Here is a 12,956-nt window from a genome sequence, read left to right as displayed (position 1 = left end):
ATCTTCTTAATTCGACACAAATGTGAGAAGTACTGCTATGAAATTAAATAGTGCGTGGGCAATCATAGCTGATAAAATAGAATTTGTTTTCTCATATAACCACGCAAATACTACTCCACTAAAAAAATTCACTGGTAATGTGTTATATGTTGGAATATGAACAACAGTAAATATTATAGAACTTATAAGCACTCCACCCCATGTACCATATTTATCACGGAAAAATGTATAAAAAACACCTCGATATAAAATCTCTTCATAAATTGGTGATATAACTGCTGCTCCAATTACCGCGATACAGAATGAATATATTGATTTATCATTTTGAACCGTCTCCGTTTTACTATTTTCAAAAGAAATACCCATTTTCTCCATTATCATTAATACAGCAATACTAACTACAATTAAGGTAATCAATGTTATAACTGTCCATAAAAAATCTTTCCATGAAAGCTTTCGAATTCCAATATCTTTCCATGAAAGTTGATATCTTTTTATACAAAAAAGATAAACTACAGTAGTAAATATCAACGCCATTATAAATCCCATTAACACTCCAGCATATAATGAGTTCCCTATTATTTTTAAAGCATATTCATAAAAAAGAGATTCAACTGTTACTGGGACAATAACGAATACAAACACAAATAAATATAAAATTTCTTTCCATCCCCACATATGCCTCAAAGTCATCTATATCATCCCCTATATCCTATTTTCTATAGTATAAAAGATGACGTTACGTAACTTTCAAGCTACTTTTTCAAAAAAATCCAAGCATAATTTTCTCACAAAAAACAAAAATTAACAGATGTAATTCCAATGTAAAGGAGATGGAAGATATGGATGAACAGGCGAATCCACAACAAGATAATAACAAAAAGCATATGTTTCCATCACTTCCGGAGAACATTAATTACATTGAAAATAAACTTTTCCATTCTGATGATATAAAAAAATTAGATCTCCCTTTTCAAAACGGAAAAGGAACGATCTTATATATCGAATCTTTATCAGATCCAAATTTAATTCATCAATTAGCTCTTGAGCCATTATTAACGCGGTCTGATTTATCTTTAGAGAAAGCTTTTTCCACGTTAAATATGAAAAAAGAAACGAATTTGAATTATGGGATACAGCTTTTATTACAAGGAAAATCCTTATATTTTCATGAACATGTCGACAGTTTTTGTATTTTCGAAACGGCTTTATCTTTAAAGAGAGATATAACAGAACCTGATAATGAAGGTATTGTACGTGGAGCGCATACTGGTTTTGTAGAAGATTTAGCAACCAATTTAGCTTCTATTCGTAAACTCATAAAAAGTCCAAATGTCGTCGTTAAATATTTCACACTTGGTGAAGAAATGCACACGAAAGTGGCAATTGCTTATATGCAAAATATAGCGAATGAAGATCTCGTTACAGAAGTAAAAAGAAGGTTAGAAACGATTAAAACGGACGCACTTATGCCTCCAGGATACATACAAGAATTTATAGAGGATACGTCTTTCTCACCCTTCCCGCAGCAATTAAATACAGAGCGTCCAGATAGAGTCGCAGCAAATTTAATGGAAGGACGAGTTGCTATTTTATCTGACGGAGATCCAACAGCACTCATCGTACCTGTTACATTATTCGCTTTCTATCAATCACCAGATGACTATAATAACCGCTGGATTGTCGGTTCTTTCGTCCGAATGATTCGCTTAGTAAGTTTTTTAATTGCCTTTCTCTTACCAGCTTTATATATTGCAACTGTCGCTTTTCATCCTGATGTGTTGCCGCTCGAACTTGTGTATACAATTAAAGCTTCATTAGAGAAAGTACCGCTTCCTCCTATTTTTGAAGCGCTCTTAATGGAGTTAATTTTCGAGTTATTACGGGAAGCTGGTATTCGTCTGCCTAGCCGTGTTGGACAAACGATCGGTATTGTAGGTGGTTTAGTAATTGGGGATGCGATTGTAAAAGCTGGACTCGTTTCTTACACAATGATTATCGTTGTAGCTTTAACTGCAATCTCATCTTTTCTAGTCCCATCAAACGATATGAGTTCAGCAGTTCGAATTCTTCGTTTTCCATTAATGATTCTTGCTGCCATATTCGGATATGTAGGGATATCATTCGGTCTAATTATAACTTTCGTTCACTTATGTCAGCTTCATTCTTTTCATACACCATATCTTTCTCCTGTTGCCCCGATGCGGATTAAAGATATGAAAGATTCTTTCGTAAGACTACCAATTTGGTCATTTTGGGAAAGACCTCATGATCCAAAACCGAAAAAAATGCAGCGCCAACATGTAACGAGAGAGGATGAGGACGGTGACAAACACGCAAAGTAAAATTTCGCTAGTTCAATTTACCTTTTTCGTTATTCAATGCCAAATCGGAGTGGGTATACTTTCTCTCCCAAACCGCCTTCACCCAATAGCAAAAGGTGGTGGATGGATTTCTGCGCTCATCGCTGGACTTGCAATTCAGCTTATTATTTTACTTATGTGGCTTTTCTTAAAACGATTTCCTGATGCAGATATGTATGAAAGTGTTTGTATGCTATTTGGTAATAAATTTGGCAAACTATTAGGTTTTGCTTATGTTTTTTATTTTACTCTTATCGGTATGACAGTTATGTTAAGCGCTTGTAATGTCATTAAAGTTTGGATATTACAGGCAACTCCTTGGTCTGCCATTCTCATCCTATTTACAATAGCTTGTTGTTATGTAGCTTATAATACGTTTAAAGTCATCGTACGATTTTATGTCATGGCCTCTATTCTCATTTTACCTATGGCACTTTTAATTGCCCTAGGGCTTTCCCGGGCTGATTTTTCTTATATTTTTCCCATTACAGAGGCTGGATGGTGGAATATTATTCAAGCATCGAAAGAAACAATTACAGCTATGTATGGTTTTGAAATTATTCTTATTGCCTTTCCAAAAGTAAACGGGAGTTCTGTCGCAAAACTGAAGGCCATTTCTATCGCTAATGGATTTGTAACACTTTTTTATACTTTTACTGTTTGGATTTGTTTTATCGTATTTAGTCCAAAACAAGTTGAGCTTATTCCAGAACCAGTTGCTTACTTATTACGCTCCTTACATATCGGGATTATAGACCGAACTGATTTATTATTCATACCAATTTGGATGATAACTGTTGTAGCTTCTATTGCTAGTTATTACTGTGCCGCTTCTATAGGAATTGGACATATATTCAACCTTGCTAATCATAAAAAGGCTGTTCCAATCGTTGGTATTATTGCCTTTAGTGTAGCTTTATTTATAGATACACCTGAAGAATTAAAAGTAATTTCAACTTTCACTGATAAGTTCACCTATATTTTCATCGTTGTTCTCCCTCTTTTATTTCTACTTTATTCAGTAATAAGAAAGAAGAAAGGAGAACAGTATGTTCAAAAAAAGAGTTAAATTACTTTTTATATTATGTACTAGTTCCCTCCTTTCTGGCTGTTGGGATCAAGAACCATTAAGAGAAGCGAGATTAGCTTATAGCATTGGATATGATGTTACGGAAGAGAATAAGCTTCAGCAAACGCTTGAACTCGTAAAAAGTTCAAGCGGAGAGCAATCTTCGTTCGAGAATGAAATACATTCAGCAACCGGGCATAACATAAGGGATACAAGCGATGCCCTAAAAAAAAATGTGACCGGGAACATTCGCTATTTTAAATATGGTGTTCAATTACTAGGAACCAAAATTCTAAAAAAAGGTATACTACCCTATTTAGATGTCAGCTTTCGGGACCCAACAAACCCAACTGCTTTAGTAAAACTTATTGCAGTAGATGGTGAAACGTCCGAGATACTAGAAAAAAAGAAAGTAGGAAATTTACTAATTGGAGATTTTCTAAAGAAAAAAGTGAAAAGCTTAGAAGATATGAGTGTATTTCCAAAAGAAACTTTAGAAACAGCTGCTACAAAAATGTTAGATCCCGGTAAAGACTTTACCCTCCCTTCTATAAAAATAAAAGGAAAAGAAGTAGTTACAAACGGATTGGTTTTATTTAACAAAGATAAATTAACTGGGCATTTACCTTTAAAACAATCTGTTTTATTCGTATTATTAACCGGAAAAATGGGAACAAGTGCCCGTATAACCCAAAAACTTACTAATGATGAATCTGAGAAGACATCTGATTATTTAACAATGGAAATTAGCAATCGAAAGTTAAAACGAGACTTAAAAATAACAACAGATAAAAAAGGAAATGTTTATGCTCACATTAAGCTCCAACTAAAAGTAATAGCACTTGAAGCCCCCAGAGATAATATTTATAAAATGGAAGCCAGAAAAAAACTGGATAAGGAACTATCAAAACAACTTACGAAAGAAGCGAAAAAAATAACAAACAAACTACAAAAAGCAAATTGTGATGCTTTCGGAATTGGTAGACATCTCATTGCTTATCATCCTGACTTATGGAAGAAAAAAAATTGGAATAAAGATTATGCAAAAGTAAAATTCAAACCTGAGGTCGAGGTCAACATTTTGTATAGCGGGGTCTTAAAATAAAAGGTTGTATGCCACGCGGGCATACAACCTTTCTATTTCGTATAACGATATACAATGGATTCATATGGTCTTAAGTTAAGGTTTGTAATATCCTTGCTGGAATCTTTATAATTCGACAGTAGTATTTCTTGTTTCATTCCATCTAATTGAACATGTGCTGGTACAGCATACGTTATTTCTTCTCCATAGAAGTTATTGATAACAAGTAATATTTCATCATTTACAGTACGTGTGTATGCCCAAATCTTAGGATGATTTCCATCTAAAATAGCATATTCTCCTTCTGTAATAACATCGTATGTTTTTCTTAGTTCAATTAGTTTTTTATAATGATAAAATACAGATTCCTTATCTTCTAATGCCTTCTCTACGTTTATTTCTGTAAAGTTTTCAGCCACTGAAATCCAAGGGGTACTTGTTGTAAAACCACTGTTCATCTTTTCATTCCACTGCATCGGAGTACGGGAGTTATCACGAGATTTTTGTTTTAAAATCCCGATAATTTCTTCTTTTGATAATCCTTCTTCTCGCTTTATATCGTATATATTTAACGATTCTACATCACGATATTGCTCAATGGACTCGAATTTAGGATTCGTCATACCGATTTCTTCGCCTTGATAAATGTAAGGGGTGCCTTGCAACATATGCATAGCTGTCGCTAACATTTTTGCAGATTCATTTCGGTACTTTCTATCATCACCGAAGCGTGACACAATACGAGGCTGGTCATGATTACACCAGAATAATGCATTCCATCCTCCGCCCTTTTGCATTTCAATTTGCCAATTAGACATAATCTCTTTTAATTTAATAAAATCAAAATCTGCTTGTGTCCACTTGTCTCCATTCGGATAATCTACTTTTAAATGATGAAAACTAAACGTCATACTTAATTCATTGCGCTCAGGGTTTGAATATTTAATACAATTATCAATTGTCGTAGATGACATTTCTCCAACTGTAATCACATCTTTCCCTTCAAAAACACTTCGGTTCATCTCTTGTAAATATTCATGAACACGCGGGCCATCTGTATAATATTTACGGCCATCGCTTGTCGCCGTACTTCCATCATCATTTAAGAACTGTTGATCTTTTGAAATTAAATTAATAACATCTAATCGAAATCCAGTTACCCCTTTATCAAGCCAAAAACGCATCATATCATATACTTCTTCACGAAGTTTTTCATTTTCCCAATTTAAATCAGCTTGCGTCTCATCAAATAGATGTAAAAAATATTGCTCTGTCTTCTCATCATATTTCCAAGCAGATCCGCCAAACTTAGATTGCCAATTATTTTTTTCATCGCGCCAAATATAGTAATTACGATATGGACTATTTTTATCTTCCTTCGCTTCTTTAAACCACTTATGCTCCGTCGAACTATGATTTACAACGATATCAAGCATAATTTCAATGTTACGTGCCTTTGCTTCTTCTAAAAGCTCTTCAAACTCTTCCATCGTTCCGTAAGATGGGTCAATGCTGTAGTAATCACTTACATCGTATCCATTATCATTTTGTGGTGATTGGTATATCGGTGTTAACCAAATATAATCTACTCCGAGTTCTTTTAAATAATCTAGTTTCTCTGTAACCCCTTTTATATCACCGGTTTCTTTATTGTAATAGCTATTAAAGCTCTTCGGATAAATTTGATAAACTACACTTTTATGCCAATCCTTCATATTTAACTTCCTCCTACTTCTGTTTTGCTCGTTTTGCAAATAACCACGTTAACGTAAATGGGATGACAACCGCGATAATCATTCCAACAATAAATATTGGAATCGATTTCGGAATGATAGAAATAAATGCTGGTAATCCACCAATTCCGATAGCAGGTGCTAATACACCATTTAGCGTAATAAATATAGCTGCAGTAGCTGATCCTATAATCGCTGCATAGAACGGGAATTTATTTCGTAAGTTTACACCGAACATAGCTGGCTCGGTAATACCGAAATATGCTGAGATTGCTGATGTAGATGCCATACTTTTATCATTTTGATTTTTAGAAATCCAGAACATCGCAAGTGCCGCACTACCTTGCGCAATGTTAGAAAGAGCAATCATTGGCCAAATGAATGTACCACCGTGCTGTGCAATTAATTGTAAATCGATAGCAATAAACATATGATGCATGCCTGTAATTACTAGCGGTGCATATAATGCTCCAAACAATACTGCTCCAACTACTGGTACTGTTTCATATACACCTACTAATCCAGCTGTTAATAAATCTCCAATATGACGTGTAACTGGACCAATAATTCCTAATGCTAACACACCAGTTACGACAATCGTCGTAATGGGTACAACTAATAATTGAATTGCATTCGGTACATGTTTCTTTAAGAAGATTTCCACTTTACTTAATACGAATGCCGCTACTAAAACCGGTAAAATTTGACCTTGATACCCTACTTTTTCAATTTGAAATAATCCTAAAATATCGAAGTACTCAATCTTTTGTCCATCTAAACCAGTCGCTGCTTTTCCATAATCCCACGCGTTTAGTAAGGCTGGGTGCACAAGCATTAATCCCATAACAATCCCTAATATCGGACTACCACCAAAACGCTTCGTTGCTGACCAACCGACAAGTGCTGGTAAGAATACGAATGCTGTATTCGCCATCATATTAATTAAATCCCAAAGCCCACTTAAGTTTGGATACACATCTAATAAATTTTTACCTTCAAAAAATAAGTCCTTCGCCCCTAATAGATTGTTAATTCCCATTAGTAAACCAGCTGTTACGATTGCTGGTAATATCGGCATAAATACATCTGAAAATACTTTTACAAACTTTTGAGCTGGATTTAACTTTTGGTTTCCAGAGTCTTTCACGTCAGCTACTGTCGCTTCCTTCATACCTGCAAGCGTTATCAATTCCGCATATACTCGATCCACATCTCCTGGACCAATTACAATTTGAAATACCCCAGCGTTATGAAACGCTCCCTTCACTAATGAAATAGACTGCAATTTATCATTATCTATTTTACTTTCATCTTTTAAAGCGATACGGAGCCTCGTTACACAGTGTGCAGCTTGTTCAATATTGTCTTTCCCACCAATATACTGCAACACTTCCTCTGCTGTTTGACGATAGTCTTTCCCCATATTCCCGTCCCTCTTTTCTTTTTTTGATACCGTTTACAATTACATATTAACTCGTATATATAAGTTAGTCAACACTCGTATATACGAGTTTGTTATTTTTTTATAAAAAAAGAGATGAAACAATAGTTTGTTCCACCTCTTTACTTCCTCCGCGCCACATCCGAAAAATGAAAAATATCTAAACGATGGCGTGATTCTGTATATTCGAACTGACTTCCATCATAAAAATGCGTAAAGTTTTTCACAACGACAACATAGTCTGTTCCATTTAAATCTAAATACTTTCTATCGTCCTCTGTACATGGCTGCACTTCAATTACCCTCTGTGAGTAACTAATATGAAGATCTAGTTCTTTCTCAATGTATTTATAAATAGACTTCGCTGCAATTTCACTCGTTAATCCAGGAATATATTCCGATACAAAATGATTGATATCCAAAATTACTTTTTCTCCATCAATATTTCGTACGCGTTTAATGTGATCTATTTCTGTTTTCTCTTTCACATTTAATAGCTTTGCAACCTCTTTTGTCGCTTTTACTTTCTCCATTTCCACGACTTCTGTAATACAATGACGTCCTAAACGTTCATTTTCTTCTTGGAAACTTACAATACCACCAAAGTTGAATTCAATGTTTTTTCGCTTTAAAACAAAAACACCTTTTCCATGTATTTTTTGAACATATCCACGCTCTTGTAATAAATCTACAGCTTTTCTTACCGTACCCCGGCTTGCTTCATACTGCTTCATTAATTCAGTTTCTGATGGGATTTTGCATCCCTCTTTTAATTGTTTATTATCAATAGACTTGCTGATTGCTGTATAAATTTGTTCATACTTACTCATCATCTACAATAGCCCCTTGTCACCTTCTAATTCTATATGTATTATACCATGCTACACTCTTCTGCCAATCTCTCACTTATTTTCCAGTATAGGAAAAATACAGGTAAATATTTAATCTCTAAAACGTATTTTTATAAAAATTTTTATATTTTTCTTTTCATTCAAAAAAACATGTAGTATACTAACTTCAAAATCAGAGGAGAAAGGGAGCAAAGAACTATGCTTACTTATACAACAATTGTAGTTACATTTGCACAAAAACATCATCATCATACGTAACCCTTGAAACCTAGCGGAAAAATTACGCGTAGGTACAAGGGTTATTCCCGTTGTACCTACGTTAGGCGAAGAGCCATGTAGGTATTTTTTATCTACATGGCTCTTTTTTTATTGTCAAAAAGCTAGTAAAAAATGATGTTTACGCAAAACTTACTACAAAGGAGTTAACAAAAATGGAAACGAAAAAATGGGGATTATGGATTTTAACAGCTTTTGTGATTGGAAATATGGTTGGCGGTGGCGTATTTATGCTCCCAGCGAATTTAGCACAAGTATCAGGTCCAATGGGTTCTACACTTGCATGGAGTATTACAGGCCTTGGCGTATTTATGATCGCACTCGTATTTGGAAATTTAGCAATTCGCAAGCCAGAATTAAAGGCAGGACCACAAAGTTACGCTCAAGCAATGTTCCCTTCAAAAAAAGCGGGTAAAGTTGCAGGATATAGTATGGCATGGGGATATTGGGCTGCGAACTGGGCTGCAACCGCATCTGTTATTATTTCCTTTGCTGGATATTTATCAACATTCTTTCCAGTTTTACAAAGTAAGCAAATTCTCTTTTCAATGAACGGATTTTCACTAGAACTCGGAAAAGGATTAACTTTCCTCGTATGTAGCCTTATGTTATGGGGAATTCAATATATTCTTTCTCAAAATATTGACCGAGCTGGGAATATGAATCTTCTTGCTACCATTGCAAAGATTATCGGATTTACAATGTTTATTGTAATTACATTATTCATTTTCAATGCCTCTAATTTCGGAGACGGTCAAACATTTATGAATGAAGCGGGACAATCCATTTCGTTAGGTGGACAAATCAATTCAGCTGCTATCGCAACACTTTGGGCGTTTATCGGTATTGAATCAGCAGTTATGCTTTCTAACCGTGCAAAATCTCAGCGCGATGTAAAAAAGGCTACCATTTTCGGATTAATTATCGCTCTTCTTATTTACATGTCAATTACTCTACTTACAATGGGAGCACTCTCGCAAGATGCTTTAAAAGAATCGCAAAAGCCATTAGTAGACGCGTTAAATTTAGCAATTGGTACTAAAGGCGCATATGTCATGGCTTTACTTGCACTTGTATCTTTATTTGGATCTACAGTTGGCTGGATCGTTGTTAGTTCAGAGGTACCTTACCAGGCAGCAAAGAATGGACTTTTCCCTAAGTTTTTCGCGAAAACAAATAAAAAAGGTAGTCCTTCAAAATCATTATTTATTACAAATGTGATGACGCAAATTTTCTTATTCTCAACGATTTCTGGTACTGTGTCAGAAGCTTATAATTTCGCTATCGTTGTAGCAACATTAGCTTATTTAATTCCATACCTTGTTTCTACGCTGTACCAATTCAAATTAGTTATTACAGGAGAAACGTATGATATAATGCCTGGCTCTCGAATAAAGGATGGGGTCATTACTACATTAGCATTTGTATACTCTATTTGGGTTATCAAAACCGGAACGGCTGATTTAAAAACGTTCTTCTTAGGAATCGGATTGTTCGTACTAGGTCTTATTCTTTATCCAGTACTAATGAAAAACTCACAAAAAATGAATTAAAAAAAGAGAAGCTACCGGCTTCTCTTTTTTATTCAAAATCTGTAATTAACTTTTCTTTTAACTCTCCTACAGATAAAGGTTTCGCATAATAAAATCCTTGTACATAATCACAACCCATAGATTGTAGTAAACTTTCTTGCTCTACTGTTTCTACCCCTTCAGCAACTACTGCTAAATTTAAACTATGGGCAATTTCAATAACAGATTTTACAATCGTTCGCTCTGGCTGTGCATGATCATAATGGAATTCACGAATAAAGTTACGATCAATTTTCACTATATCCAATGGTAGTTGTTTTAAATAATATAAGGAAGAATAGCCCGTTCCGAAGTCATCTAACGCAATTAAAATACCCATATTTCTTAATTCTTGTAATGTAGCAATAATATAATCAAAATGACGAACAGCAATGCTTTCCGTTATTTCTAAAATTAAACGATTCGGTGGAAATCCCGTTCTCCTTAAAATACTACGTACAGATAAAATAAAACGCTTTTGCATTAATTGTTGTATAGATAAATTCACCGATAACTTTAGTCCTTCTTCGTAATCTGGCAATGTTTTAAACAAGCGACATGACTTTTCTAATACCCAGTCTCCTAATTTTATAATAAGTCCAGATTCTTCAGCTACTGGAATAAATTCGCCTGGCGAAATAGGTCCTTCTTCTGTCGAACAACGTGCTAAAGCCTCAATACCAGTATATTTCTTCGTTTTCAAATCAATAATAGGCTGCAGTGCCACGTCTAACTCTTCATCACGAATTGCCTTTTGCAAAGCAAATTCAATTTTCATTCTACGATTTATTTTCGCACGTAATTCATCTGTAAAGAAACACGCGGCATTTCTGCCTTGCTCTTTCGCGCTATACATGGCTAAATCCGAATTTTTCAATAGAGTTTCTACATCTTGTCCGTCTTGCGGATATGAGCACAGCCCTAGACTAGCTGAAATGTATACTTCATGACCTTCAAGCATAAATGGTGCCTGAAAACACGACAACACAGATGTCGCTAACTGCCTCATTTCATCTTGTGTATGTTTTTTTGTTAACAGCACAAATTCGTCGCCACCCAGCCTAGCCAGAACATCTTTCTCTCCTAGCACATAATGCAACCGTGAAGCAACTTCGCTCAAAAGTAAATCCCCTATCATATGACCTAGCGTATCGTTTACTAATTTAAAACGATCTAAATCAAAGTAAATCATACCAAATTCTTTTTTGCCTGCAATCATCTCATTTACAGTCGTTATTAACTGTAATCGGTTCGGTAAACTCGTTAAAGCATCATGATACGCAAGCTCCCTATAACGACTTTCGCTTAACCGCAACCTCTGTTCTGCTTCTTTCCTACTACTAATATCATTTCGGATCGCAATAAATTGGTATGGCTCTCCTTTTTCATTTAAAAATGGAACAATTGTTGTTTTAACCCAATAATATGTCCCATCTTTTGCTTGATTTCGAATCTCACCTCTCCATACTTTTCCGCTCAAAATGCGCTTCCATAAAATTCGAAAAAATGTTTTCGGGTGATATTCTGAATTTAAAATACGATGATCTTTCCCTATTAACTCTTCTCGTGTATATTTGGAGATTTCACAAAACTTATCATTTACATATGTAATACGACCATTTCGGTCTGTAATCGCAACAATTGAAGACTCATCTAATGCTAACTTTAAATCTCGCAATGAAGAGTCATATAATGCATGACCTCTTTGTTCTAGCATGCGCATCTCTCCTTGCTTCCTATCTGACTAAAGCACAACTTGTTTCTTTTCATAGAAATAGAGATATTTCATTTCCTAATAATCGTCCTTTACATAAATCACGTTTTGAAATATGCCGATTAAAATAACATAATATTATTTGTAATAAAAAGCAATATAATACCGTTTCAATTATAAATAGTAGTTTCTAATCGTTATAATTAGCCTACTTTATTATACCTTATTCATTCTCTTACATTCCTTTATAGCTAGCTCCATACAATCACTGTTTCCTACTAATCCCGCTCACATTTAACCTCTTTACTTTACTAGCAAAATAGACGTTTGAGCTCACTATACAACTATTCACGAATAATAATATAAAAATTAAAATTAGTATATATGTTTTTGAATTACAATAACAAAATATTAACATATTTTCACCTTAATTTTGGAAGTATTTTATAAATAAATACTTTATTAAACGAAAAAAAAGAGGATAGCCTCTTTTTTTCGTTTAATACGGATATGGCATTTGCTGATACCCCGGATATGGCGTTGGATATGGTGCTGGGTATGGCGCAGGATAAGTTACTGGATACGGTGCTGGATAGTAGCCTCCACCTGCTGCACCCGTTAATGCACCAGCTGTAAGTCCACCTAACATACCTCCAGCAAAACTTCCAGGGAAAAATCCACCGCCCCATGAGCCGCCGCCCCAGCCCCATCCACCACCGTGATGATGATGATCATAATGATTGTGTCCACCATGGTGATGATGCCCGCCATTATGATGGTGTCCTCCATGATTATGACGATAATACAATCCGTTATTTTCTATATAATTCATATTTCCCCTCTCCTTTTCCATT

Annotated in this window: 10 protein-coding genes; 4 read left to right on the top strand and 6 right to left on the bottom strand. The window is 34.9% G+C overall.

From position 1 onward, the window contains the following. Positions 1 to 6 precede the first annotated feature (6 nt). Positions 7 to 693, bottom strand: coding sequence for a CPBP family intramembrane glutamic endopeptidase (locus tag MHB74_RS03345; protein ID WP_061676367.1), 687 nt, complete (start codon positions 691 to 693; stop codon positions 7 to 9). A 140-nt stretch (positions 694 to 833) separates the two neighbouring features. Between MHB74_RS03345 and gerKA the strand changes: the two genes are divergently transcribed. Genes gerKA through gerKC form a run of 3 tightly spaced genes read left to right on the top strand, consistent with a single transcriptional unit; the run spans position 834 to position 4,537 of the window. Next, positions 834 to 2,345 (top strand): spore germination protein GerKA, encoded by a 1,512-nt coding sequence (gerKA, locus tag MHB74_RS03340; RefSeq protein ID WP_412783799.1) that lies wholly within the window; start codon positions 834 to 836, stop codon positions 2,343 to 2,345. Next, complete coding sequence (locus MHB74_RS03335) at positions 2,326 to 3,432, top strand: GerAB/ArcD/ProY family transporter (protein ID WP_061676369.1); 1,107 nt, start codon at positions 2,326 to 2,328, stop codon at positions 3,430 to 3,432. Before gerKA ends, MHB74_RS03335 begins: the two co-directional genes overlap by 20 nt. Next, positions 3,413 to 4,537 (top strand): spore germination protein GerKC, encoded by a 1,125-nt coding sequence (gene gerKC, locus MHB74_RS03330; RefSeq protein WP_061676370.1) that lies wholly within the window; start codon positions 3,413 to 3,415, stop codon positions 4,535 to 4,537. Before MHB74_RS03335 ends, gerKC begins: the two co-directional genes overlap by 20 nt. A gap of 32 nt (positions 4,538 to 4,569) precedes the next feature. Here the strand turns inward: gerKC and treC are convergent, their stop codons facing one another. The 3 genes from treC to treR form a co-directional block, all read right to left on the bottom strand. Beyond that, positions 4,570 to 6,231 (bottom strand): alpha,alpha-phosphotrehalase, encoded by a 1,662-nt coding sequence (treC, locus tag MHB74_RS03325; protein WP_061676371.1) that lies wholly within the window; start codon positions 6,229 to 6,231, stop codon positions 4,570 to 4,572. A 13-nt stretch (positions 6,232 to 6,244) separates the two neighbouring features. Beyond that, entirely contained in the window at positions 6,245 to 7,672 is a 1,428-nt protein-coding gene (gene treP, locus MHB74_RS03320; RefSeq protein ID WP_061676372.1) for a PTS system trehalose-specific EIIBC component, read from the bottom strand. A 140-nt stretch (positions 7,673 to 7,812) separates the two neighbouring features. Then, entirely contained in the window at positions 7,813 to 8,523 is a 711-nt protein-coding gene (gene treR, locus MHB74_RS03315; RefSeq protein WP_061676373.1) for a trehalose operon repressor, read from the bottom strand. Positions 8,524 to 8,972: 449 nt separating this feature from the next. Between treR and MHB74_RS03310 the strand changes: the two genes are divergently transcribed. Then, positions 8,973 to 10,370, top strand: a complete 1,398-nt coding sequence (locus MHB74_RS03310) for an amino acid permease (RefSeq protein ID WP_061676374.1) — start codon at positions 8,973 to 8,975, stop codon at positions 10,368 to 10,370. 28 nt (positions 10,371 to 10,398) lie between these two features. Here MHB74_RS03310 and MHB74_RS03305 read toward each other — a convergent pair whose 3' ends face one another. Next, positions 10,399 to 12,105, bottom strand: a complete 1,707-nt coding sequence (locus tag MHB74_RS03305; RefSeq protein ID WP_061676375.1) for a putative bifunctional diguanylate cyclase/phosphodiesterase — start codon at positions 12,103 to 12,105, stop codon at positions 10,399 to 10,401. Positions 12,106 to 12,601: 496 nt separating this feature from the next. Next, positions 12,602 to 12,934, bottom strand: coding sequence for a hypothetical protein (locus tag MHB74_RS03300; protein WP_061676376.1), 333 nt, complete (start codon positions 12,932 to 12,934; stop codon positions 12,602 to 12,604). Positions 12,935 to 12,956 lie beyond the last annotated feature (22 nt).

The organism is Bacillus sp. FSL K6-0069, from assembly GCF_038007785.1.
Classification (GTDB): domain Bacteria; phylum Bacillota; class Bacilli; order Bacillales; family Bacillaceae_G; genus Bacillus_A; species Bacillus_A mobilis.
This window is presented reverse-complemented; position numbering and strand designations above follow the sequence as displayed.

What these genes read in the sequence shown, in the direction of transcription:
- MHB74_RS03345 (WP_061676367.1), bottom strand. Translation starts at nt 693, where the DNA reads ATGACTTTGAGGCATATGTGGGGATGGAAAGAAATTTTATATTTATTT.
- gerKA (WP_412783799.1), top strand. Translation starts at nt 834, where the DNA reads ATGGAAGATATGGATGAACAGGCGAATCCACAACAAGATAATAACAAA.
- gerKC (WP_061676370.1), top strand. Translation starts at nt 3,413, where the DNA reads ATGTTCAAAAAAAGAGTTAAATTACTTTTTATATTATGTACTAGTTCC.
- treC (WP_061676371.1), bottom strand. Translation starts at nt 6,231, where the DNA reads ATGAAGGATTGGCATAAAAGTGTAGTTTATCAAATTTATCCGAAGAGC.
- treP (WP_061676372.1), bottom strand. Translation starts at nt 7,672, where the DNA reads ATGGGGAAAGACTATCGTCAAACAGCAGAGGAAGTGTTGCAGTATATT.
- treR (WP_061676373.1), bottom strand. Translation starts at nt 8,523, where the DNA reads ATGATGAGTAAGTATGAACAAATTTATACAGCAATCAGCAAGTCTATT.
- MHB74_RS03310 (WP_061676374.1), top strand. Translation starts at nt 8,973, where the DNA reads ATGGAAACGAAAAAATGGGGATTATGGATTTTAACAGCTTTTGTGATT.
- MHB74_RS03305 (WP_061676375.1), bottom strand. Translation starts at nt 12,105, where the DNA reads ATGCTAGAACAAAGAGGTCATGCATTATATGACTCTTCATTGCGAGAT.
- MHB74_RS03300 (WP_061676376.1), bottom strand. Translation starts at nt 12,934, where the DNA reads ATGAATTATATAGAAAATAACGGATTGTATTATCGTCATAATCATGGA.